The organism is Kribbella endophytica, from assembly GCF_054781295.1.
Map to the genome: position 1 here is coordinate 1,098,872 of NZ_BAAGUR010000002.1, position 22,225 is coordinate 1,121,096.

The following is a 22,225-nucleotide window of genomic DNA, read 5'->3' on the forward strand; positions in this document are numbered from 1 at the left end:
TGAGGTCTTTCGCCGGTAGCTCGGACCGTCGAGTGTCAATTCGGCGGTGGGTGGTGTGGGATCGGGGGATGACTTTTGTGGTGGAGACTCCGGCTGTGGGCGGGTTGGAGCTGGTGGTGGCGCGGTTGGCGGAGTGGCAGGTGGATGGCGGTGCGGTGCAGCTGCATCCGGGGGATGTGGGGTGGTTCTGGCGGTACGGCGCCGAGCGGACGGCTGCGGCTGTGCGGACGTGGGCTCGGGACGGGGAGCTGCTGGCTGTCGGGATGTTGGACGAGCCGGATCTGTTGCGGGTGGCGATTGCTCCGAGTGCGCAGGAGGACGAGGAGCTCGCGCGGCGGATTGCCGCGGATGTGGCTGACCCGGCGGCCGGCGTACTGGTTGAGGGGAAGGTTTACCTGGAGACGCCTAACGACAGCCGCGTGCGGGACCTGCTGTTTGCTGCGGGGTGGGAGCTGGATGATCCTTGGCAGCCGTTGGAGCGGGAACTCGGCGAGCCGGTGGAGGACTCCGGGCTGGCGATCGAGATCGTGACGGCGGAGACGGCGGGGGTGCGGGCGGGAGTTCAGCGGGCGTCGTTCGACGGGTCGACGTTCACGGACGAGCGGTGGCACGCGATGGCTGGCGGTACGGCGTACGCGCGGGCTCGGTGCTTGATCGGGCGGGACGCGGACGGCGAGGCGGTCGGGGCGATCACGGTGTGGTCGGCCGGGAAGGGGCGGCCTGGGTTGATCGAGCCGCTCGGTGTGCATCGGAATCATCGCGGGCATGGGTACGGGCGGGCGATGACGTTGGCTGGTGCGGCGGCGCTGCGGGAGCTGGGGGCGTCGCGGGCGCAGGTGTTGACGCCTTGCTTCAACGAAGGGGCGATTGCCACCTATCGCAGCGCGGGGTTCGAGCTGCTGCCGCAGCGCCGGGACCAGTACCGCAAGGTTTAGGCAGGACACGCGATTTCAAGTCTTCCCCGGTCCGCGGGGAAGACTTGAAAAGCTCGCCGGCCACCTGAGGCTTGGTCAGTCCCCGGAGAGCTCGTCAGCCCGCCGGAGCCCTCGTCAGCCCGCCGGAGCCCTCGTCGGCCCGCCGGAGTCCTCGTCAGCCGGCTGACACGTCGTCGGCTGCGCGGAGGACCCGCAGGATGTTGCCTCCGGCAAGTTTTGCCATGTCTTCGTCCGACCAGCCGCGGTCGGCGAGGGCGTAGAACAGCGACGGGTACGACGCAACGTCCGGCAGCCCGACCGGGAACTGCGGGCAACCGTCGTAATCCCCACCGAGACCGATGTGGTCGACCCCGGCCACCTCGCGCACGTGCTCGACGTGCGCGACCACGTCCTCGAGCGTCGCCTTCGGCGCAGGCTTCGGGTGGGCGGCCGCGATCTTCTTCTGGTCGGCCGGCTTCAGCGGGTCCAGGTCCATCGAGTCGGCCAGTTCGCGCGCTTCGGCGACCCAGTCCACGAAGGGCTGCGAGACGAAGTACGGCACGAAGGTGACCATGCAGACGCCTTCGTTCCCGGCCAGCGTGGTCAGTACGTCGTCCGGCACGTTGCGCGGCACGTCGCAGACCGCCCGTGCGGACGAGTGGCTGAAGATCACCGGCGCGGTCGTGACGCGCAGCGCGTGCCGCATCGTGTCGGCGGAGACGTGCGACAGGTCGACCAGCATGCCGATCCGGTTCATCTCGGCGACGACCTGCTCGCCGAACTCGTTCATCCCGCCGAGCACCGGTTCGTCGGTGGCCGAGTCGGCCCAGGAGACGTTGTTGTTGTGGGTCAGCGTCATGTACCGCACGCCGAGCGCGCGCATCACTCGCAGGACGCCGAGCGACTCACCGATCGAGTGCCCGCCCTCCATCCCCATCAGCGACGCGATCCGGCGCTCCTTGAACGCGGCCTCGACCTCGGCCGCGGTCGGCGTCAGCACCATCGACTCGGGGAACCGCTCGACCAGCCGGTGCACGAAGTCGAGCTGCTCGAACGTCCGTCGTACGGCGTCGTCGTCCTGCGGCACCCACAGCGACCAGAACTGCGCCGCGACCTGCCCGAGCCGCAGCCGCGGCAGGTCGGTGTTGAGCTTCGGCACCGAGACGCTGAGGTCGTACGCGTCCAGGTCGTAGTTGCACAACTCGTAGAACGCGATCGGCAGGTCGTTGTGCCCGTCGATCAGCGGATGGTCCTGCAACAGCGTCTGCACCCGCGCCACACTCGTCGTCATCCCGACATCCTGTCAGGTCGGCACCACACCTGTCAGGCCGGCGTGGACCGCCCCCGAGGAGCCACCAGTACGCCGGCCCTCAGGTCCATCGGCAACCCTCCTGGTCGGGGCCGTCCCCGGGCTGGGGGACAATGGGACGGTGAGTATCGAGGAGCTGACCTTCGACGCGGCCGGGCTGATCCCGGCGGTGGTGCAGCAGTACGACACGCGCGAGGTGCTGATGGTCGGCTGGATGAACGCCGAAGCCGTCCGCCGGACCGCCGCGACCGGGCGGAGCACCTTCTGGTCGCGCAGCCGCCAGGAGTACTGGGTGAAGGGCGAGACCAGCGGGCATCGCCAGCACGTGAAGCAGATCCTCGTCGACTGCGACGCCGACACCCTGCTGGTCCTGGTCGACCAGGAAGGCCCCGCGTGCCACACCGGCACCCGCAGCTGCTTCGAGCACGGTGAGATCGAGGTGACGGCGTGAACACTCCCACCCTCGAGACCTTCCGTGAGTACGCCAAGGACCGCCGGGTCATCCCCGTGACGCGACGCCTGCTGGCCGACGCGGAGACGCCGATCGGTGTCTACGGCAAGCTCGCGGCCGAGCGCGAAGGCACGTTCCTGCTGGAGTCGGCGGAGAACGGCGGCGTCTGGTCGCGCTACTCGTTCATCGGTGTCCGCAGCGCGGCGACCCTGACCGAGCGCAACGGCGAGGCGATCTGGACCGGCAACCCGCCGGTCGGGCTGCCCGAGACCGGCGACCCGCTGCAGGCGCTGCGCGAGACCCTCGAGATCCTGCACACCCCGCGCCTGCCCGACCTGCCCCCGCTGACCGGCGGCATGGTCGGCTTCCTCGGGTACGACGCCGCACGCCGCCTGGAGAAGTTGCCCGACACAACGGTCGACGACCTGGGCCTGCCCGAGCTGACCTTCCTGTTCGCCACCGACCTGGCCGCGCTCGACCACGAGACCGGCGAGATCTGGCTGATCGCGAACGCGGTGAACTGGGACGACTCCGACGAGCGCGTCGACGAGTCGTACGCCGACGCCGTCCGCCGCCTCGACGCGATGGAACGCGACCTGGCGCAGCCGACGCCGTCGTACGTCGTACGGGCTGAGCGCAAGACCGAGGCAGATCCGCGCCGGCAGCGTTCGAGCGCGGAGTACCGGGAGGCCGTCGAGCACGCCAAGGAGGAGATCCGGGCGGGCGAGGCGTTCCAGATCGTCGTGTCCCAGCGCTTCGAGCTGGACACGACCGCGAGCGCGCTCGACATCTACCGGGTGCTCCGAAGGTCCAACCCGAGCCCGTACATGTACCTGGTCCGCCTCGACGGCTTCGACATCGTCGGCTCCAGCCCGGAGGCGCTGGTCAAGGTCACCGACAACAAGGTGATCCTGCACCCGATCGCCGGCACCCGCCGCCGCGGTGTGACGCCCGAGGAGGACCACGCGCTGGAGGAGGAGCTGCGCGCGGACGCCAAGGAGCGCGCCGAGCACCTGATGCTGGTCGACCTCGGCCGCAACGACGTCGGCCGGGTCTGCGCGCCGGGCACGGTCGAGGTGGTCGACTTCATGGACGTCCGCCGGTACAGCCATGTCATGCACCTGGAGTCGACCGTCACCGGGCGGCTCGCGGCCGGCAAGACCGCGTTCGACGCGCTGACCGCGGCGTTCCCGGCCGGAACGTTGTCCGGGGCCCCCAAACCGCGGGCGATGCAGATCATCGACAAGCTCGAGGTCACCCGCCGCGGCGTGTACGGCGGCGTGGTCGGCTACCTGGACTTCGCCGGTGACGTGGACACCGCGATCGCGATCCGTACCGCGGTCCTGCGCGGTTCGACGGCCTACGTCCAGGCCGGCGCCGGCATCGTCGCCGACTCGGACCCGGCGGCCGAGGACGCCGAGTGCCGCACGAAGGCCGCCGCCGTACTCAACGCGATCGCCGTCGCCGGAACATTCACCGAGGTCTGATGCGCAGCCCGCAACGAATCGTCGACCTGAGCGCCCTCGTGGGGCTGGCGCTGCTCGCGCTGTCGGCGTACCTGACCTGGTCGACCGCCGACCCCGGCAGCGGCCGCCCGTCGGTCGACTTCAACGGGTACGCCGTCACCCGCGCGCCGCTGACGATGGGCCTTGCGGCCGTGGTCGCGGTGGTCGTCGCCAAACTCGCCGGTACGGCGGTACGGCGCATCCTGTCCGCCCTGGTGCTGCTGATGGGGGTCGCGGCTGTGTGGGTCGCGCTGCAGGTCCGGCCGAGCACGACCGAGCTGGGCCGCCTCCGTCCCGAGCTCAGCCAGGCGGTCACCGACCACGTGGGACTGAGCACCGGACCGGCTCCCTGGCTGGCGCTGGCCGGGGGAGTCGCCCTGGTCGTGGCGGGGCTGACCGGCGTACTGACAGCGCACCGGTGGCGGCGTCCGACCCGGCGCTACGAGCGTGATCCGGCCGCCACACCCGCGGATCAGTGGAAGGCGATCGACGCGGGTGAGGACCCGACGATCTGATCGCGGCGGGCTACCGCCACAATAGGACGGGACGACGACGAGGAGTGGCCCAGGTGACGGACAAAACCAGCACGGAAGTACCGGTCAAGTACGAGAGCGACGACGACGCCCACGCGGGCGGCCTGCACGGCAGCACGCCGGCGGCCTGGACCGCCGTGGTGATCGTGCTGGTCGGTTTCACCCTCGGCGCCATCGCCATGGTGATGGGACCGAACTGGGTGCTGTTCTGGATCTCCGCCGCGATCGCGGTGGCCGGCGGACTGGTCGGCAAGGTGATGCAGTTGCTCGGCTTCGGTGCCAAGTCCAGCGACCACCACTGACGGACGGACCACGACATGACTGTGCTTGACGACATCCTCGCCGGGGTTCGGGAGGACCTCGCGGAGCGCCAGGCGTCGGTCAGCCTGGACGACCTCAAGCTCGAGGCCCAGCGGATGCCCGACGCGAAGGACCCGATGCCGGTCTTCCGCGGCGACGGGATCGCGGTGATCGCCGAGGTGAAGCGGTCCAGCCCGTCCAAGGGCGAGCTGGCCGAGATCACCGACCCGGCCGCGCTGGCCGGGGAGTACGAGCAGGGCGGTGCGGCGGCGATCTCGGTGCTGACCGAGAAGCGGCGCTTCAACGGCAGCCTCGACGACCTGCGCGCGGTGCGCGGCCGGGTCGACGTACCGGTGCTGCGCAAGGACTTCGTGGTGTCCTCCTACCAGCTGTGGGAGGCCCGCGCGGCCGGTGCGGACATGGTGCTGCTGATCGTGGCGGCGCTGGAGCAGGAGGCGCTGGTCTCGCTGATCGAGCGGGCCCAGTCGATCGGCCTGTGCCCGCTGGTCGAGGTGCACGACGAGGAGGAGACCCGGCGCGCCGTCGACGCCGGGGCCCAGCTGATCGGCGTGAACAACCGCAACCTGAAGACCCTCGAGATCGACCGCGACACCTTCGCCCGGGTCGCGCCCGGCATCCCGGCCAACCTGGTCCGGGTGGCGGAGTCGGGTGTCCGCGGCCCGCGTGATGTAATCGAGTTCGCGCGCGCCGGGGCCGATGTCGTCCTCGTCGGTGAAACCCTGGTGACCGGCAGCGATCCCCGCAGCTCGGTCGCCGATCTGGTCGCTGCCGGATCGCACCCCGCCATCCAGCAGCGTCACTGAGACGTAGAACCCCTGCTCCGTCAGGGGTCCGGATCGTCCGCGGGCTCGACTTCGGTCGGGCCCGTCGGTCGTTTCCGGGCCCTGGCCGACGGGGGTCGGAAGGCGAGAGATGACTGCACTGCTGCTCCCCGACCAGCTCGGGCACTTCGGCCGCTTCGGCGGCCGGTTCATGCCGGAGGCCCTGATCGCCCCGCTGGACGAGCTGACCGTCGCGTGGCAGGAGGCGATGGCCGACAAGTCCTTCACCGACGAGTTCGAGCGGATGCTGCGCGAGTACGCCGGCACCCCGAGCCTGCTGTACGACGCGACCCGGCTGTCCGACGTCGCCGGCGCCCGGATCCTGCTCAAGCGTGAGGACCTCAACCACACCGGCGCCCACAAGATCCGCAACGTGCTCGGCCAGGCGCTGCTGACCAAGCGGATGGGCAAGACCCGCGTGATCGCCGAGACCGGTGCCGGCCAGCACGGCGTCGCCACCGCGACCGCGTGCGCGTACCTGGACCTCGAGTGCGTCGTCTACATGGGCGAGGTCGACACCGAGCGCCAGGCGCTCAACGTGGCCCGGATGAAGCTGCTCGGCGCCGAGGTGATCCCGGTCAAGACCGGCTCCCGGACGCTGAAGGACGCGATCAACGAGGCCCTGCGCGACTGGGTCTCCAGCGTCGACAACACCCACTACCTGCTCGGTACGGCGGCCGGCGGCCACCCGTTCCCCGCGATGGTGCGCGACTTCGTCCGCGGCATCGGCGACGAGGCGCGGGCCCAGTCGCTGGAGCTGCTCGGCCGGCTGCCCGACGCGGCGATCGCCTGTGTCGGTGGCGGTTCCAACGCGATCGGCCTGTTCGCCGCGTTCGTCCCGGACACCGACGTGAAGCTGTACGGGGTCGAGGCCGGCGGCGACGGGTACGAGACCGGCCGGCACGCCGCGACCATCACGGCCGGCCAGATCGGCGTACTGCACGGCGCCCGGTCCTACCTGCTGCAGGACGACGACGGCCAGACGATCGAGTCTCACTCGATCTCGGCCGGCCTGGACTACCCGGGCGTCGGCCCGGAGCACGCGTGGCTCGCGGAGACCGGGCGGGCGTCGTACCGGCCGGTGACCGACGCGGCCGCGATGGAGGCGTTCAAGCTGCTGGCGCGGACCGAGGGCATCATCCCCGCGATCGAGTCGGCGCACGCGATCGCCGGCACGCTGGAGATCGCCAAGGAGCTCGGCCCGGACGCCGTGCTGCTGGTGAACCTGTCCGGCCGCGGCGACAAGGACATGGACACGGCCGGCGAGTGGTTCGGCCTGATCGAGAAGGGTCAGCAGGCATGAGCGACGAGCTGGTTGCCCTGGGCAACGGTGGGCGCGCGATCCGGAAGGCCCAGGAGGCCGGGCGGACCGGCCTGGTCGGCTACCTCCCGGCCGGCTACCCGACGATCGACGTGGCCGTCGACGCGGTTAAGGCGATGATCGACGGCGGCGTCGACGTGGTCGAGCTCGGCCTGCCGTACAGCGACCCGGTGATGGACGGCGTGACGATCCAGCGGGCCGCCGAGGCGGCACTGGCCGGTGGGCTGCGCACCCGCGACGTGCTCGCGACGGTCGAGAAGCTCGCGGCGTACTCCGACGTACCGGTGCTGGTGATGACGTACTGGAACCCGATCGAGCGGTACGGCGTCGACCGGTTCGCGGCCGACTTCGCCGCCGCCGGGGGAGCGGGGCTGATCACGCCCGACCTGATCCCGGACGAGGGCGCCGAGTGGGTCGCCGCGGCCGACAAGCACGAACTGGACAAGGTGTTCCTGGTCTCGCCGTCGTCGACCGACGCGCGGATCGCGATGACCACGGCGAACTGCCGCGGTTTCGTCTACGCGACCGCCGTGATGGGTGTCACTGGCACGCGTGACCAGGCCTCGGACCTGGCCGCGCCGCTGGTGGCCCGGACCAAGGCGACCACGGGGATTCCCGTCGGCGTCGGGCTCGGGGTGTCCAACGGTGACCAGGCGGCCGAGGTCGCCAAGTTCGCGGACGCCGTCATCGTCGGGTCGGCGCTGGTGAAGGCACTGACGGCGGGCGGGCCTACCGGCGTACGGGAACTGACGGAAAGTCTGGCCGAAGGCGTCCGGCGGGAACCCACGGCTCCCGCCGCTCGTTAGTACGCCCGTGAGTCGAACCAGGAACGCGGCCGTTTTCTTCGCCGCGGTGACTCTGCTCGCCCTCGCCGGGTGCAGCAGCGGGCAGAAGCAGCAGGCCGACAATCCGGGCGGAGCTGTGATCCGCACCGCATCGGGTGACCCCAACGGGTTGCGCGGCGCGGTGCTGGACCGGCCGTACGCGCTGCCGGCCAAGTCGCTGACCGACACCGCGGGCAACGAGTTCAACCTGCGGACGTCGACCAAGAAACCGGTCACGCTGGTCTTCTTCGGCTACACCAACTGCCCGGACGTCTGCTCGACCGTGATGGCCGACGTCGCCTCCGCGCTGACCAAGCTCGACGACCCGGTCCGTGACGACGTCCAGATGCTGTTCGTCACCACGGACCCGGCGCGGGACACCGGCCCGGTGATCCGTAAGTACCTGGACCGGTTCGACCCGTCGTTCGTCGGGCTGACCGGCTCGCTCACCTCGATCAAGGACATCGCGAAGGCCGTCGGCGTCCCGGTCGAGGGGATGAAGAAGCTGCCCTCCGGCGGGTACGAGGTCGGCCACGGCGCCCAGGTGCTCGGCTTCGGCAAGGACGAGAAGGCCACCGTGCTGTGGCTCGACAACGCCGCGATCGGTGACATGGCGCACGACTTCGGCAAGCTGGTGGAGGACAACCGGTGAGCCCGCGGGCCTGGTTGCCCTGGGTGTCGACGGCGGCCCGGCTGACGCTCGGCGTCGTGATGCTGGTGGCCGGCGCGCTCAAGGTCGCCGACCCGGCGATGGCCGCGCAGGCCGTCCGGGCCTACGAGTTGTTGCCGGAGGCATTGGTGACCCCGGTGGGGTGGGGTCTGCCGTTCCTCGAGATGGCGATCGGCCTGCTGCTGATCGTCGGCTTCGGGACCCGGCCGGCCGGAGTGGCCGCCGGGGTGTTCATGGTGGTGTTCATCGCCGCGGTCTCGTCCGCCTGGGCCCGCGGCCTCTCGATCGACTGCGGCTGCTTCGGCGGCGGCGGTGAGGTCGCGGCCGGCCAGACCAGGTACTTGCAGGAGATCCTGCGCGACACCGGTCTGCTGGTCCTCGCGGGCTGGCTGTTCGTCCGCCCGCTCAGCAAGTTCGCCCTCGAATCAGATCCCCACGTACCGACAGGAGCCACGGCGTCGTGAGCAAGAGCAAAACCCCGGTGAACCCGCTGCTGCAGAGCAAGAAACGCCGGATCGGGCCCGGCGTCGTCGTGGTCGTGATCCTGCTGCTCGCGCTCGGCGCGGGCGTCGGCGTCCAGTACTGGCGGAGCAACTCCGGCGTCGAGGTCAGCTCGAACGGCCAGCCGGAGCCGACCGTGATCACCGGTCCCGGGACCAACGGTCAGGGCGTCAAGGTCGGGCAGGCGAGCGCCAAGGTCAACATCGACCTGTACCTGGACTTCCGCTGCCCGCACTGCAAGGACTTCGAGGACGAGGCCGGCGAGGCGATCAACAAGCTCGTCGACGACGGCACGGCCACCCTGACGTACTGGCCGTTGATGTTCGTCAACCCGGACAACTCGCCGCGGCTGGCGAACGCCTTCGCGGCCGCGGCCGCCGAGGGCAAGGCCCGCAGCTACGCCGACGAGCTGTACGCCGACTTCGCGAAGTCGTGGACCCAGGACCAGCTGATCGAGCTGGGCAAGCAGCTGAAGATCGACGACGCCAAGTTCGAGGCCGGGGTCACGGGCAACACGTACGCCGGCTGGCTGGAGTCGGTCGGTCAGGCCGCCAACACCCGCAAGGTCGAGGGCACGCCGACGGTCTTCGTGAACGACAAGCAGCTGCCGGCCGACGCGCTGACCCCGGAAGGCATCACCGCCGCCGTCACCGAGGCGAAGGGCTGATTCGTCGCACTCCGAGTCCCCATCGTGACCGCAGGTTGGTGGTCGCGGTGGGGAGGGTCGAGTAGCGTTCGTGCTTGCCATGTCTAGTCAGCTGACCGCCGTGATCGTTCCGGCCTTCATTCCCAGTCCCAGCCAGGGTGTCTGGCACCTCTTCGGTCTGCCGCTGCGTGCGTACGCGCTGTGCATCCTGGCCGGCATCTTCGTCGGCTACTGGCTCGGCCGGAAGCGCTGGGTCGCCCGCGGCGGCTCCGCCGAGGTGCTCGCCGACATCATCATGTGGGCGGTCCCGTTCGGCCTGGTCGGCGCACGGATCTACCACGTGGCCACCGACTGGGGCCGGTACTTCGGCAAGGACTCGCCGCTGGACCCGATCGACGCGCTGAAGATCTGGAACGGCGGGCTCGGCATCTGGGGCGCGATCGCGTTCGGCGCCCTCGGCGCGTGGATCGCCTGCCGCCGGCACAAGGTGCCGTTCCTGGCCGTCGCGGACGCGATGGCGCCGGGAATCGCGTTGGCTCAGGTCCTCGGCCGCTTCGGCAACTACTGGAACCAAGAGCTCTACGGGCGCCCGACCACGCACTGGTTCGGCCTGGAGATCGACTCGGCGCACCGCGTCGCCGGCTTCGAGCAGTACGCGACCTTCCACCCGACGTTCCTGTACGAAGCCCTCTGGAACCTCGGCGTCGTCGCCCTGGTCATCCTCGCCGACCGCCGCTTCCGCCTCGGGCACGGCCGGGCCTTCGCCTTGTACGTCGCCGGCTACACGATCGGCCGCGCCTGGATCGAGAACCTCCGCATCGACACGGCCGACCACGTCCTGGGCCTGCGCCTGAACGTGTGGACCTCCCTGATCGTCTTCGCCGCCGCGGTCGCGTTCTTCATCTACAGCTCCCGCACCAAGCCCGGCCAGGAAGACATCCGCACCGAAGAGCCGGCAACCGACGACGACGCTCCGGAGGCGTCGGCTGCTGCTGACGCCGACGACAGCACCCCGTCGCTCGACGCCGAAGGCGAGACCCCGAAGTCCGACGCTGACACGGCGTCGCTCAACGCCGAAGGCGAGGCCGACGGCAAGCGCCCGCAGGGTGCGAGTGTTCCGGCGGGCGGCGCCTCCGACGCCGCCCCGACCCCGCCCGCTGACGGGTCTCGTGACTGACGAAAGCACCACACCGGCAGGAGCCGACGTGCCTCGCGCGTCGGCTCCTGCTGCTGTCTCCGCGGAGCATTCCGGCGACCACATGCATCGGGATGTGACGGGTGGGTGGCTTCGGCCGGCGGTGTTCGGCGCGATGGACGGGCTGGTCAGCAACTTCGCGTTGATCGCCGGCATGGACGGCGGGACCTCGTCGGGGTCGCAGTTCATCGTGCTGGCGGGGTTGGCCGGGCTGGCGGCCGGGGCGTTCTCGATGGCGGCGGGGGAGTACACGTCGGTCGCGTCGCAACGGGAGCTGGCGCGCGCAGAGATCGAGGTCGAGCGGCTGGAGATCCAGCGGCACCCGGCTGACGAGGAGATCGAGCTCGCCGAGACCTACCGCGCGAAGGGCCTCGACCCGGAGCTCGCCGACCAGGTCGCCAAGCAGTTCCACGCCAACCCCGAGCAGGCGCTCGAGGAGCACGTCCGTGAAGAGCTCGGCCTCGACCCGAACGACCTGCCGTCCCCGGTCGTCGCCGCCGCGTCGTCGTTCGTCTGCTTCGCCATCGGCGCGCTCATCCCACTGCTCCCGTACCTGCTCGGCGCCTCCAACGTCCTCCCCGCGCTGATCATGTCCCTCACCGCACTCTTCGTCTGCGGCGCCGTCGTCAGCCGCGTCACCAGCCGCTCCTGGTGGTACTCCGGCCTCCGCCAGCTCCTCCTCGGCGCAGCCGCCGCCGGCCTCACCTACTTCGTGGGCACCCTCGTCGGCCCGGGCATCGGCTGAGGCCGACGCCCACCACTGATCAACCACCGGATCGCAGCCTCGAGCGGCCCTCCGCCCGCCTGAACACGCCCCGGGCCGGAGGTTGATCAGTGCTGCGCGTCGCCGCCCGCTACACCGCGTTCCACGGGGCCTGGTCGCAGGCGAGGTAGACGACTTCCTCCAGTTCCACCAACTGCCGGACATGACCGCCCGGGTCCGGCTGGCCGAGCGACCAGGCTGCGCGTGACGCTGCGGTGAAGGCGGCAACCAGGGCGGCGCCACGCCGTACGGCGGGATCGCCGAAGGCGTCGATCAGCTCGTCCAACGACCGCTTCGACGCCAGCAGCAGATACCCGAGATCGAAGCCGAGCGGCGCGAGCCCGAACTGCTCCCAGTCGATCGCGATCACGTCGTCACCGTCGCGCCCGAGCAGGTTGATCGGGTGCGCGTCGCCGTGCGTCGGCACCCGGGGCAACGCCGCGAGCTCCGCCAGCGCGGCCTCCCGTCGATCCCACAACCGATTGAGTGCCCTGAGCAACGAATCGCTCAGGTCGGCGTCACCCAAAGAAGCCCACCCACCACGCCGGGCAACGGTCTCCAATCGAGTCGGCAGCACGTCCCGCGCACCCCACGACGGCTCGGCCAGGTCGGCGCCGGCGAAGCGCCCGAGGGCGGCGGCCAGCACGAGGTCGTCGGCAGCAGGTGAGCCCGATCCAGCGGGCCGCCGGTCGGGCGGCCCCGGCTCAGCAACGGACGGGGCCAGTGTCGTCGACACACCACGCGCCGGTTCCACCCATTCCATCCACAGTGTGATGCCCTCGGCGTCCTCCTCGACCCGCAGCGTCTCCGGCGCCTTCAGTCCCGGCGTACGCCGGACGAGCCCCGACTCGGCTACCAGGGCCTGCCGGCGCCAGTACGCGTGGTGGCGGGGCTCCTCAGCGCCGCGCACGAGGCGTTTGACCACCGAACCCTCCGGCGTTCGCCAAACTCCGCCGTTGTGCTGCCCCGTGCCGAGCGTGAGCGGGGTCCAGGAAGGATGCATGGACACCACCTTGAGTCAGAACACGCCGGATGTTCACCTGGTTTCGGGTGGTCCGGAGCACTCCCACCTGCGAAGATGGAGCGGCGGAGTGAGCGCTTGCTTACAGGGCGTGACACTCAACAGTGAAAGGGCGTCCGGCCGTGAAACGACTGTCCACCAGTCGGGCGTCTTGAGGTAGTCTCGGGACTCCCGGCTTGGGCCAGTGTTGTCCCGCGGCCAGTTGTTGACCGTAGGACGACGGGAGCCCTGAATGTTTGGTCGCCCCCCTTTCGTTGGTGAGCAGAGCCCCAGCGAGGGTTTGTACGACGGCAAGCACGAGCACGACGCGTGCGGTGTCGCCTTCGTCGCCACTCTCACCGGTGAACCGAGCCACGACATCGTGGCCAAGGCCTTGACCGCCCTGCGGAACCTCGAGCATCGCGGCGCCTCCGGTGCCGAGCCCGACTCCGGCGACGGCGCCGGCATCCTGATCCAGGTCCCGGACGCGTACTACCGCAAGGTGTGCGACTTCGACCTGCCCGTCGCGCGCGCCTACGCGACCGGGATCGCGTTCCTGCCGCAGGACCCGGACGACGCCGCCAAGGCGGTGGCGCGGATCGAGGAGCTCGCCGACGAGGAGAACCTGATCGTCCTCGGCTGGCGCGACGTCCCGACGACGCCGGACCTGCTCGGCTCCACCGCCCGTTCGGTGATGCCGGTGTTCCGCCAGCTGTTCGTCGCGTCGAAGGCCGGCCGCGTGCTCGGCCTGGCCCTGGAGCGGATGGCGTTTCGGCTGCGCAAGCGCGCCGAGCGCGAGACCGCGACGTACTTCCCGTCGCTGTCCGGCCGGACCATCACCTACAAGGGGATGCTGACCACCGACCAGCTGGACAAGTTCTTCCCCGAGCTGACCGACCCCGACCTCGCCTCGGCGATCGGCGTCGTGCACAGCCGGTTCTCCACCAACACGTTCCCGTCCTGGCCGCTGGCCCACCCGTACCGGTACATCGCCCACAACGGTGAGATCAACACCGTCCAGGGCAACCGGAACTGGATGCGCGCCCGCGAGGCCCTGCTCGCGAGCGACCTGATCCCGGGCGATCTCGAGCAGCTGTACCCGATCTGTACGCCGGGAGCGTCCGACTCCGCGTCCTTCGACGAGGTGCTCGAGCTGCTGCACCTGGGCGGCCGGTCGCTGCCGCACGCGATGCTGATGATGATCCCGGAGGCGTGGGAGAACGCCGCCACGATGGACTCCAAGCGCCGCGCGTTCTACGAGTTCCACTCGACGCTGATGGAGCCGTGGGACGGCCCCGCGAGTGTCGTGTTCTCCGACGGCACCAAGGTCGGCGCGGTCCTCGACCGCAACGGCCTGCGCCCGTCGCGGTACTGGGTCACCGAGGACGGCCTGGTCGTCCTGGCCTCCGAGGCCGGCGTACTGGACATCGACCCGGCCACCGTCACCCAGAAGGGCCGGCTCGAGCCGGGCCGGATCTTCCTGGTCGACGTCGAGGCGCACCGGATCGTCACCGACGCCGAGGTGAAGTCGGCGCTGGCCGACGAGAACCCGTACGACGAGTGGCTGCACGCCGGCCTGATCCGCTTTGAGAACCTGCACGAGCGCGAGCACGTCGTCCACAGCCACGCGTCGGTGACGCGCCGTCAGCAGGTCTTCGGGTACACCGAGGAGGAGCTGCGGGTCCTGCTCACCCCGATGGCGAAGACGGGTGCCGAGCCGATCGGCTCGATGGGTACCGACACCCCGATCGCCGTACTGAGCGATCGTCCGCGGCTGCTGTTCGACTACTTCGTGCAGCTGTTCGCCCAGGTGACGAACCCGCCGCTGGACGCGATCCGTGAGGAATTGGTGACCTCGCTGTCGTCGAGTCTCGGCCCGGAGTCGAACCTGCTCGACCCCGGCCCGGCGTCGTGTCGTCAGGTGGTGCTCCCGTTCCCGGTGATCACCAACGACGAGCTCGCCAAACTGCGCCACATCAACCTGGACGGCGACATGCCGGGCCTGGCGACGATGGTGCTGCGCGGCGTGTACGACGTCGAGGGCGGCGGCGACGCGCTGAAGGACCGGCTGGACGAGATCTGCGCCGAGGCCTCCGCCGCGATCGCCGAGGGCGCCCGGATCCTGGTCCTGTCCGACCGGCACTCGAACGCCGAGAAGGCGCCGATCCCGTCGCTGCTGCTCACCTCCGCAGTGCACCACCACCTGGTCCGCGAGAAGACCCGCACCCAGGTCGGCCTGGTCGTCGAGGCCGGTGACGTCCGCGAGGTGCACCACGTCGCGACCCTGATGGGCTACGGCGCGGCCGCGGTCAACCCGTACCTGGCGCTCGAGTCGGCCGAGGACCTGGCCCGGCGCGGCACCTACCTGCCCGGGGTCGACCCCGAGCAGGCGGTCCGCAACGTGGTGAAGTCGCTCGGCAAGGGCGTCCTCAAGGTGATGTCCAAGATGGGCGTCAGCACCGTCGCGTCGTACACGGGTGCTCAGATCTTCGAGGCGACCGGCCTGTCCCCGGACCTGGTCGACGCCTACTTCACCGGTACGTCGAGCAAGCTCGGCGGCATCGGCCTGGACGTCGTCGCCGAGGAGGTCCACCGGCGGCACCTGCGGGCCTACCCGGCCAGCGGGATCCTGCCGGCGCACCGCAAGCTCGAGATCGGCGGCGAGTACCAGTGGCGGCGTGAAGGCGAGCCGCACCTGTTCGACCCCGAGACCGTGTTCCGTCTGCAGCACTCGACGCGGACCGGCCGGTACGACATCTTCAAGCAGTACACGAGCCGTGTCGACGAGCAGTCCGAGCGGCTGATGACGCTGCGCGGCCTGTTCGGCTTCGACAGTGGACGCGACTCGATCTCGATCGACGAGGTCGAGCCGGTGGCGGCAATCGTCAAGCGGTTCAGCACCGGCGCGATGAGCTACGGCTCGATCAGCGCCGAGGCGCACACCACGCTGGCGATCGCGATGAACCGCCTCGGCGGCAAGTCGAACACCGGTGAGGGCGGCGAGGACGCCAACCGCCTGCACGACCCGGAGCTGCGCAGCTCGATCAAGCAGGTCGCGTCCGGCCGGTTCGGCGTGACGGCGGAGTACCTGACCAACTCCGACGACATCCAGATCAAGATGGCGCAGGGCGCGAAGCCCGGCGAGGGCGGGCAGCTGCCCGGCCACAAGGTGTACCCGTGGGTCGCCGGCACCAGACACTCGACGCCCGGCGTCGGCCTGATCTCGCCGCCGCCGCACCACGACATCTACTCGATCGAGGACCTGGCCCAGCTGATCCACGACCTGAAGAACGCGAACCCGTCCGCACGGGTGCACGTGAAGCTGGTCTCGGAGGTCGGCGTCGGCACGATCGCGGCGGGTGTCAGCAAGGCGCATGCGGACGTCGTACTGATCTCTGGTCATGACGGTGGTACCGGTGCGGCTCCGCTGACGTCGCTGAAGCACGCCGGTGGTCCCTGGGAGCTCGGCCTGGCCGAGACCCAGCAGACCCTGCTGCTGAACGGTTTGCGCGACCGCATCGTCGTCCAGACCGACGGCCAGCTGAAGACCGGCCGGGACGTCGTCGTCGCCGCGCTGCTCGGGGCCGAGGAGTTCGGCTTCGCAACCGCGCCACTGGTCGTGTCGGGCTGCATCATGATGCGCGTCTGCCACCTGGACACTTGCCCGGTCGGCGTCGCGACGCAGAACCCGGTCCTGCGCGAGCGGTACGCCGGCAAGCCGGAGTTCGTGGTGAACTTCTTCGAGTTCATCGCCGAGGAGGTCCGCGAGTACCTGGCGGAGCTCGGGTTCCGGACCCTGGACGAGGCGATCGGCCACGCCGAGGTGCTGGACATCAAGCGCGCGGTCGACCACTGGAAGGCCGACGGGCTCGACCTGTCGCCGATCCTGCACGTGCCCGCCGTACCGGAGGGTGCGTCGCTGCACCAGACGGTGCTGCAGGACCACGGCCTGGACAAGGCGCTCGACAACGAGCTGATCCGGATCTGCGCGCCGGCGATCGAGAACGGCGAACCGGTCCGTGCCCAGCTCCCGATCCGGAACGTGAACCGCACGGTCGGCACGATGCTCGGCCACGAGATCACCAAGAAGTACCGCGCGGCCGGACTGCCCGACGGCACCATCGACCTGACCTTCACCGGGTCGGCCGGCAACTCGTTCGCGGCCTTCGTACCAAAGGGTGTGACCCTGCGGCTCGAGGGCGACGCCAACGACTACGTCAGTAAGGGCCTGTCCGGTGGTCGCGTGGTGATCCGCCCGGATCGCGACGCGCGGTTCGACGCGGCCGACCAGATCATCGCCGGCAACGTCATCGCGTACGGCGCGACGTCCGGTGAGCTGTTCATCAACGGTGGCGCGGGGCAACGGTTCTGTGTCCGGAACTCCGGTGCCACCGCGGTCGTCGAGGCTGTCGGCGACCACGCCTGCGAGTACATGACCGGTGGACGCGTCGTCGTGATCGGCGCCACCGGCCGGAACTTCGCAGCGGGCATGTCGGGCGGCGTGGCCCACGTGCTCGACCTGGACCCCGCGCTGGTGAACCCGGAGCTGGTCGACCTGCTCCCGCTCACCGCCGAGGAGTCCGACCTGTTGCAGGACCTGGTCCGCCGTCACCACGAGGAGACCGGTTCGGAGCGGGCGGCCAAGCTGCTCGCCGACTGGACCGCCGCCGAGACCAGGTTCACCACGGTGATGCCCCGCGACTACGCCCGGGTGCTGGCGGCCAAGGCGGCCGCCGAGCGCGACGGGCTGGACGAGGACGCCACCACGCGAGCGATGATGGAGGCCATCTGATGGCTGACCCGAAGGGATTCCTGACCACCCCGCGGGAGGTGGCCGACCGCCGTCCGGTCGAGGAGCGCAAGCAGGACTGGAAAGAGGTCTACCCGGGCGGACCCGGCAAGGCGCTGCTGCCGATCATCGGCAAGCAGGCCGGCCGGTGCATGGACTGCGGGATTCCGTTCTGCCACTCCGGCTGCCCGCTGGGCAACCTGATCCCGGAGTGGAACGACCTGGTCTGGCGCGACGACTGGACCGGGGCGATCGAGCGGCTGCACGCGACCAACAACTTCCCGGAGTTCACCGGCCGGCTCTGCCCGGCGCCCTGCGAGCCGGCCTGCGTGCTCGGCATCAACCAGGAACCGGTGACGATCAAGAACGTCGAGGTCGCGATCATCGACAAGGCCTGGGAGGCCGGCGACGTCCGCCCCCAGCCGCCGGAGTGGCTGACCGGCAAGACGATCGCGGTCGTCGGCTCCGGCCCGGCCGGTCTGGCCGTCGCCCAGCAGCTGACCCGCGCGGGGCACACCGTCGCGGTGTACGAGCGGGCCTCGGCGCCGGGTGGGCTGCTCCGCTTCGGCATCCCCGAGTTCAAGATGGAGAAGGCCCAGGTCGAGCGCCGGATCCAGCAGATGAAGGAGGAAGGCACGGTCTTCCGTTCCGGCGTCAACGTCGGCAAGGACGTCACCGGGACCCAGCTCAAGCAGCGGTACGACGCCGTCGTGATCGCCACCGGTGCGACCGCGGCCCGCGACCTGCCGGTGCCCGGCCGTGAGTTCGGCGGGATCCACCAGGCGATGGAGTACCTGCCGCAGGCCAACCGGGTCGCCCTCGGCGAGACGGTCGAGGACCAGATCGTTGCCACCGACAAGGATGTCGTGATCATCGGTGGCGGTGACACCGGAGCCGACTGCTTGGGTACGGCGCACCGCCAGGGCGCGCGCAGCGTCACGCAGCTGGAGATCATGCCGCGCCCGTCGGACGAGCGTCCGGACGCGCACCCCTGGCCGACGTACCCGATGATCTACCGGGTCGCCTCGGCGCACGAGGAGGGCGGCGAGCGGGTGTACGCCGTCTCGACGAACAACTTCGTGGCCGACGACAACGGTCACGTCGCCGGGCTGGACCTGGTCGAGGTCGAGATGGTTCAGGGGAAGTTCACGCCGGTCGAAGGCAGCGAGCGGACCATCCCCGCGCAGCTGGTGCTGCTGGCGATGGGCTTCCTCGGGCCGGAGAAGGAAGGCTTCCTCGAGCAGCTCGAGGTCGAGCTCGACGAGCGCGGCAACGTCAAGCGGGACAAGGCCTACCAGACGTCGGTCGACGGCGTCTTCGCCTGCGGTGACGCCGGCCGCGGCCAGTCGCTGATCGTCTGGGCGATCGCCGAGGGGCGGTCCTGCGCCAACGGTGTGGACGCGTTCCTGACGGGCTCGTCCACGCTCCCCACGCCGATTCCACCGACGGCGCGTCCGCTGGTGGTCTGACCCCTGCTGACCGGGTGCGGCTTTGCCGAAACGCCGCGCCCGGTCAAGCGAGGGTTTGACCCGGACCCATAAGTTGGTGGTCGTGCCTCGACGACTCCTGACCCGCGCGCGGCTCCGCAAGGCGGTGCCGTGGGCCTTGCTGGTCGTGCTCTGGTTCGTCGTGTCGGTCGTCGTCGGGCTGCTCGGGTTCGCCAACGACTCCGAGCGGGTCACCGTCGGCGCGCACACCGCTCAGGTCTCGCCGACCTTCGACTCCCACGCCACCATCGATCTGGGCGCCGTTCTGCCGAGACTGCGGCTGGACATGAACACCCCGTTCGGGCTCGGCGTCAACCTCGACGTCCAGGAGACCGACGCGTCCAACTTGAACGACCTGCTCCAGCGGGACGCGCTGATCGCGTCCCAGCCCGACGGTGAGATCGCACGGATCCGCGAGGTCGTCCAGCAGATGGCGGTCGACAACGCGGTCGCCGGCGCTGGGTCCGGGTTGCTGGTCACGGTGCTGTTCACGACGGTGTGGGCGATGCTCGGGCCGGCTCGGCGGCGGGAGCTGTTCGCGCTGGTGCATCGAGGTGAACGGCGGGTGCAGCACCGGGCGGTCGTCGTACTGGTGGCTCTGCTGGTGACCGTTGCTTCGGTGATCGGTCCCGCGCAGATGCGGCAGGCGCAGGCGCCGCCGACGGCGTGGCGGCCGTTGGGGGAATTGCTGCCGGAGGTGTCGTTCGACGACCGGCTGAAGACCGTCGAGGTGGCGTCCGGGTTCTCCACCGACGGGGGAGTGGGCGTCATTCGTACGGCGTTCGAGACGTACGAGCGGTCGACCGAGTTCTACGGGCAGCTGCGCGAGCGCGTCAGCCGCGTCGGCGGGCGGATCCGGCCGGCCGGCGAGGGCGAGACCGTCGCGCTGCTGGTGTCGGACCGCCACGACAACATCGGGATGGACCCGTTCGCCGCCGAGGTCGCGAAGGTGGCCGGGGCGAAGGTGCTGATCGACGCGGGCGACGACACGTCGTCGGGGCAGTCGTGGGAGGCCTTCAGCATCAACTCGCTGGCGCAGCACTTCAAGGACATGAAGGTCGTGGCAGTGGCCGGGAACCACGACTCCGGCGGCTTCGTCGAGGAGACGATGCGGCGGAACAAGTTCACCGTGCTCGACAGCAAGCCGGTCGAGGTCGAGGGGATCCGCTTCCTGGGCGACAGCGACCCGACCCGGACCGGGCTCGGCAGCGCCGACACCCCCGGCGACGAGACCACCAGCGAGCAGTCGACCCGGCTCGCCGACGTCGCCTGCTCCCAGGCCGAGGACGAGCCGATCTCGACGATGGTCGTGCACGACCCGGCGTCGTACCAGGAGACCGCTACGCGTGGCTGCGCGTCGCTGCTCGTGTCGGGGCATCTGCACCGGCAGGTCGGGCCGGACACGAAGACCGTCGAGGGTCGCTCGGTCACGACGTACACGAACGGCACGACCGGCGGAGCGGCGTACGCGTTCGCGCTGGGCTACACGCTGCGGCGGCCGGGTGAGGTCACGCTGATCACGTACGCCGACGGGCAGCCGACCGGTCTGCAGACCGTCACCGCGGAGCTCACCGGCGAGGTGACCGTGGGGACCTACCGGCCGTTGCCCGCCTGATTTCTGCTGCCTGGTCAGGCGTTCTCGCGCTCGTCACGTGATGTTGACCGGCCGGTAACGGGGGCGGACCAGCGGGCCAGTGGTCTTGTAGGAGTAGGGTTTTGTGACGTGCGTCGCGCAAAGATCGTTTGTACGCTCGGCCCGGCTACGGCCGCCCCGGAGCGCATCCTGGAACTTGTCCAAGCAGGTATGGACGTCGCTCGGCTGAACCTGAGCCACGGCGCCCACGCCGAGCATGAGCGCATCTACCACCGGATTCGCGCTGCAGCGGAGGAGACCGGCAAAAACGTCGGCATCCTCGTCGACCTGCAGGGCCCGAAGATCCGGCTGGCCGAGTTCGCCGAAGGCAAGGTCACCCTGACCTACGGCGAGCGCTTCACCATCACCACCCGTGAGGTCCCCGGTGACGTGACCATCTGCGGTACGACGTACGACGGCCTGCCCGGCGACGTCAGCCCCGGTGATCCGCTGCTCATCGACGACGGCCGCATCGCCCTGGTCGCCGAGGAGGTGACCGAGACCGACGTGATCTGCCGGGTCACCGTCGGCGGACCGGTGTCGAACAACAAGGGCATCAACCTGCCCGGTGCCACGGTCAGCGTGCCGGCGATGTCGGAGAAGGACGTCGAGGACCTGCGCTGGGCCCTGCACCTGCCGGCCGACATGATCGCGATGTCGTTCGTCCAGCGGGCCTCCGACATCCAGATCGTGCACAAGATCATGGACGAGGAAGGTCACCGGGTCCCGGTGGTCGCCAAGATCGAGAAGCCGCAGGCCGTCGCCAACCTGGACGAGATCATCGAGGCCTTCGACGGCTTCATGGTCGCCCGCGGTGACCTCGGTGTGGAGCTCCCGCTGGAGGAGGTCCCGCTGGTCCAGAAGCTGATCATCGACCAGGCCCGGCTGAACGCGAAGCCGGTGATCGTCGCCACCCAGATGCTGGAGTCGATGATCTCCGCCCCGCGCCCGACCCGGGCCGAGGCCTCCGACGTCGCCAACGCCGTGCTCGACGGCGCCGACGCGGTGATGCTGTCCGGTGAGACCAGCGTCGGCCGGTTCCCGATCGAGACCGTCAAGACGATGGCGCGGATCGTGGAGTCCACCGAGGACCACGGCCTGAGCCGGGTCAAGGAGATCGACTGGGAACCCCGCACCAAGGGCGGCGTGATCGCGAAGGCCGCCGCCGACGTCGCGGAGGCCCTGGACGCGAAGTACCTCGTCGCCTTCACCCAGTCCGGCGACACCGCGCTCCGCCTGGCCCGCTACCGCACCGAGATCCCGGTGCTCGCCTTCACCCCGGTCCCGTCCGTCAGCGCCTGGCTGAGCGTCGTCTGGGGCATCGAGACCCACATCGTCCCCACGGTCGACCACACCGACGAAATGGTCCGGCAGGTCGACCAGCGCCTGCTCGAGCTCGGCAAGCTCCAGAAGGGCGACCTGGTCGTCATCGTCGCCGGCTCCCCGCCCAGCATCCCCGGCTCCACCAACGCCCTCCGAGTCCACCGCATGGGCGACGCCATCTCAGGCGCCGCCCCGGCGTACCGGGAGTAACAGGGCACC

Annotated in this window: 19 protein-coding genes; 17 read left to right on the forward strand and 2 right to left on the reverse strand. The window is 70.1% G+C overall.

The features are described 5' to 3' along the window. Window positions 1–68 precede the first annotated feature (68 nt). The gene (locus ACYVIO_RS23585; RefSeq protein WP_460653035.1) at window positions 69–935 is read left to right on the forward strand and encodes a GNAT family N-acetyltransferase; all 867 of its coding nucleotides are present in this window, start codon (window positions 69–71) and stop codon (window positions 933–935) included. A 154-nt stretch (window positions 936–1,089) separates the two neighbouring features. Here ACYVIO_RS23585 and ACYVIO_RS23590 read toward each other — a convergent pair whose 3' ends face one another. Then, a complete protein-coding gene (locus tag ACYVIO_RS23590; protein WP_460653036.1) occupies window positions 1,090–2,205 on the reverse strand; it encodes a dipeptidase in 1,116 nt (371 codons plus the stop codon). 139 nt (window positions 2,206–2,344) lie between these two features. On the opposite strand from ACYVIO_RS23590, the gene hisI reads away from it, so the two are divergent. From hisI to ACYVIO_RS23650, 12 genes are all read left to right on the forward strand, one after another. Continuing rightward, complete coding sequence (hisI, locus tag ACYVIO_RS23595) at window positions 2,345–2,674, forward strand: phosphoribosyl-AMP cyclohydrolase (RefSeq protein ID WP_344170081.1); 330 nt, start codon at window positions 2,345–2,347, stop codon at window positions 2,672–2,674. Continuing rightward, window positions 2,671–4,161, forward strand: a complete 1,491-nt coding sequence (locus ACYVIO_RS23600) for an anthranilate synthase component I (RefSeq protein ID WP_460653037.1) — start codon at window positions 2,671–2,673, stop codon at window positions 4,159–4,161. The genes hisI and ACYVIO_RS23600 overlap by 4 nt, the downstream gene beginning before the upstream one ends. Beyond that, a complete protein-coding gene (locus ACYVIO_RS23605; protein ID WP_460653038.1) occupies window positions 4,161–4,694 on the forward strand; it encodes a Trp biosynthesis-associated membrane protein in 534 nt (177 codons plus the stop codon). The genes ACYVIO_RS23600 and ACYVIO_RS23605 overlap by 1 nt, the downstream gene beginning before the upstream one ends. 53 nt (window positions 4,695–4,747) lie before the next feature. Further along, window positions 4,748–5,014: an HGxxPAAW family protein gene (locus ACYVIO_RS23610; RefSeq protein WP_184794289.1), complete on the forward strand. Its 267-nt coding sequence runs from the start codon at window positions 4,748–4,750 to the stop codon at window positions 5,012–5,014. A 15-nt stretch (window positions 5,015–5,029) separates the two neighbouring features. After that, entirely contained in the window at window positions 5,030–5,836 is an 807-nt protein-coding gene (trpC, locus tag ACYVIO_RS23615) for an indole-3-glycerol phosphate synthase TrpC (RefSeq protein WP_184794290.1), read from the forward strand. A 109-nt stretch (window positions 5,837–5,945) separates the two neighbouring features. Continuing rightward, window positions 5,946–7,157: a tryptophan synthase subunit beta gene (trpB, locus tag ACYVIO_RS23620; RefSeq protein ID WP_460653039.1), complete on the forward strand. Its 1,212-nt coding sequence runs from the start codon at window positions 5,946–5,948 to the stop codon at window positions 7,155–7,157. Continuing rightward, window positions 7,154–7,981: a tryptophan synthase subunit alpha gene (gene trpA / locus ACYVIO_RS23625; RefSeq protein ID WP_460653040.1), complete on the forward strand. Its 828-nt coding sequence runs from the start codon at window positions 7,154–7,156 to the stop codon at window positions 7,979–7,981. The genes trpB and trpA overlap by 4 nt, the downstream gene beginning before the upstream one ends. Window positions 7,982–7,988: 7 nt before the next feature. After that, window positions 7,989–8,651 (forward strand): SCO family protein, encoded by a 663-nt coding sequence (locus ACYVIO_RS23630; RefSeq protein ID WP_460653041.1) that lies wholly within the window; start codon window positions 7,989–7,991, stop codon window positions 8,649–8,651. Next, window positions 8,648–9,133 carry a MauE/DoxX family redox-associated membrane protein gene (locus tag ACYVIO_RS23635; protein ID WP_460653042.1) on the forward strand — a complete coding sequence of 162 codons (486 nt, stop codon included), beginning with the start codon at window positions 8,648–8,650 and terminating at the stop codon, window positions 9,131–9,133. Before ACYVIO_RS23630 ends, ACYVIO_RS23635 begins: the two co-directional genes overlap by 4 nt. Beyond that, the gene (locus ACYVIO_RS23640; protein ID WP_460653043.1) at window positions 9,130–9,837 is read left to right on the forward strand and encodes a DsbA family protein; all 708 of its coding nucleotides are present in this window, start codon (window positions 9,130–9,132) and stop codon (window positions 9,835–9,837) included. The genes ACYVIO_RS23635 and ACYVIO_RS23640 overlap by 4 nt, the downstream gene beginning before the upstream one ends. Window positions 9,838–9,916: 79 nt before the next feature. Then, window positions 9,917–10,993: a prolipoprotein diacylglyceryl transferase gene (gene lgt / locus ACYVIO_RS23645; RefSeq protein WP_460653044.1), complete on the forward strand. Its 1,077-nt coding sequence runs from the start codon at window positions 9,917–9,919 to the stop codon at window positions 10,991–10,993. A 28-nt stretch (window positions 10,994–11,021) separates the two neighbouring features. Continuing rightward, window positions 11,022–11,756 (forward strand): VIT1/CCC1 transporter family protein, encoded by a 735-nt coding sequence (locus ACYVIO_RS23650; RefSeq protein ID WP_460653045.1) that lies wholly within the window; start codon window positions 11,022–11,024, stop codon window positions 11,754–11,756. Window positions 11,757–11,865: 109 nt separating this feature from the next. Here ACYVIO_RS23650 and ACYVIO_RS23655 read toward each other — a convergent pair whose 3' ends face one another. Continuing rightward, window positions 11,866–12,777 (reverse strand): phosphotransferase, encoded by a 912-nt coding sequence (locus ACYVIO_RS23655; RefSeq protein WP_460653046.1) that lies wholly within the window; start codon window positions 12,775–12,777, stop codon window positions 11,866–11,868. A 250-nt stretch (window positions 12,778–13,027) separates the two neighbouring features. On the opposite strand from ACYVIO_RS23655, the gene gltB reads away from it, so the two are divergent. The 4 genes from gltB to pyk all read left to right on the forward strand — a co-directional run bounded on the left by gltB (window position 13,028) and on the right by pyk (window position 22,216). Beyond that, complete coding sequence (gene gltB, locus ACYVIO_RS23660; protein ID WP_460653047.1) at window positions 13,028–17,566, forward strand: glutamate synthase large subunit; 4,539 nt, start codon at window positions 13,028–13,030, stop codon at window positions 17,564–17,566. Continuing rightward, window positions 17,566–19,032, forward strand: a complete 1,467-nt coding sequence (locus ACYVIO_RS23665) for a glutamate synthase subunit beta (RefSeq protein ID WP_460653048.1) — start codon at window positions 17,566–17,568, stop codon at window positions 19,030–19,032. The genes gltB and ACYVIO_RS23665 overlap by 1 nt, the downstream gene beginning before the upstream one ends. 82 nt (window positions 19,033–19,114) lie before the next feature. Next, on the forward strand, window positions 19,115–20,665 hold the full coding sequence (locus tag ACYVIO_RS23670; RefSeq protein WP_460653049.1) for a metallophosphoesterase family protein: 1,551 nt from the start codon (window positions 19,115–19,117) through the stop codon (window positions 20,663–20,665). 108 nt (window positions 20,666–20,773) lie between these two features. Continuing rightward, window positions 20,774–22,216 carry a pyruvate kinase gene (pyk, locus tag ACYVIO_RS23675; RefSeq protein ID WP_460653050.1) on the forward strand — a complete coding sequence of 481 codons (1,443 nt, stop codon included), beginning with the start codon at window positions 20,774–20,776 and terminating at the stop codon, window positions 22,214–22,216. Window positions 22,217–22,225: the final 9 nt, after the last annotated feature.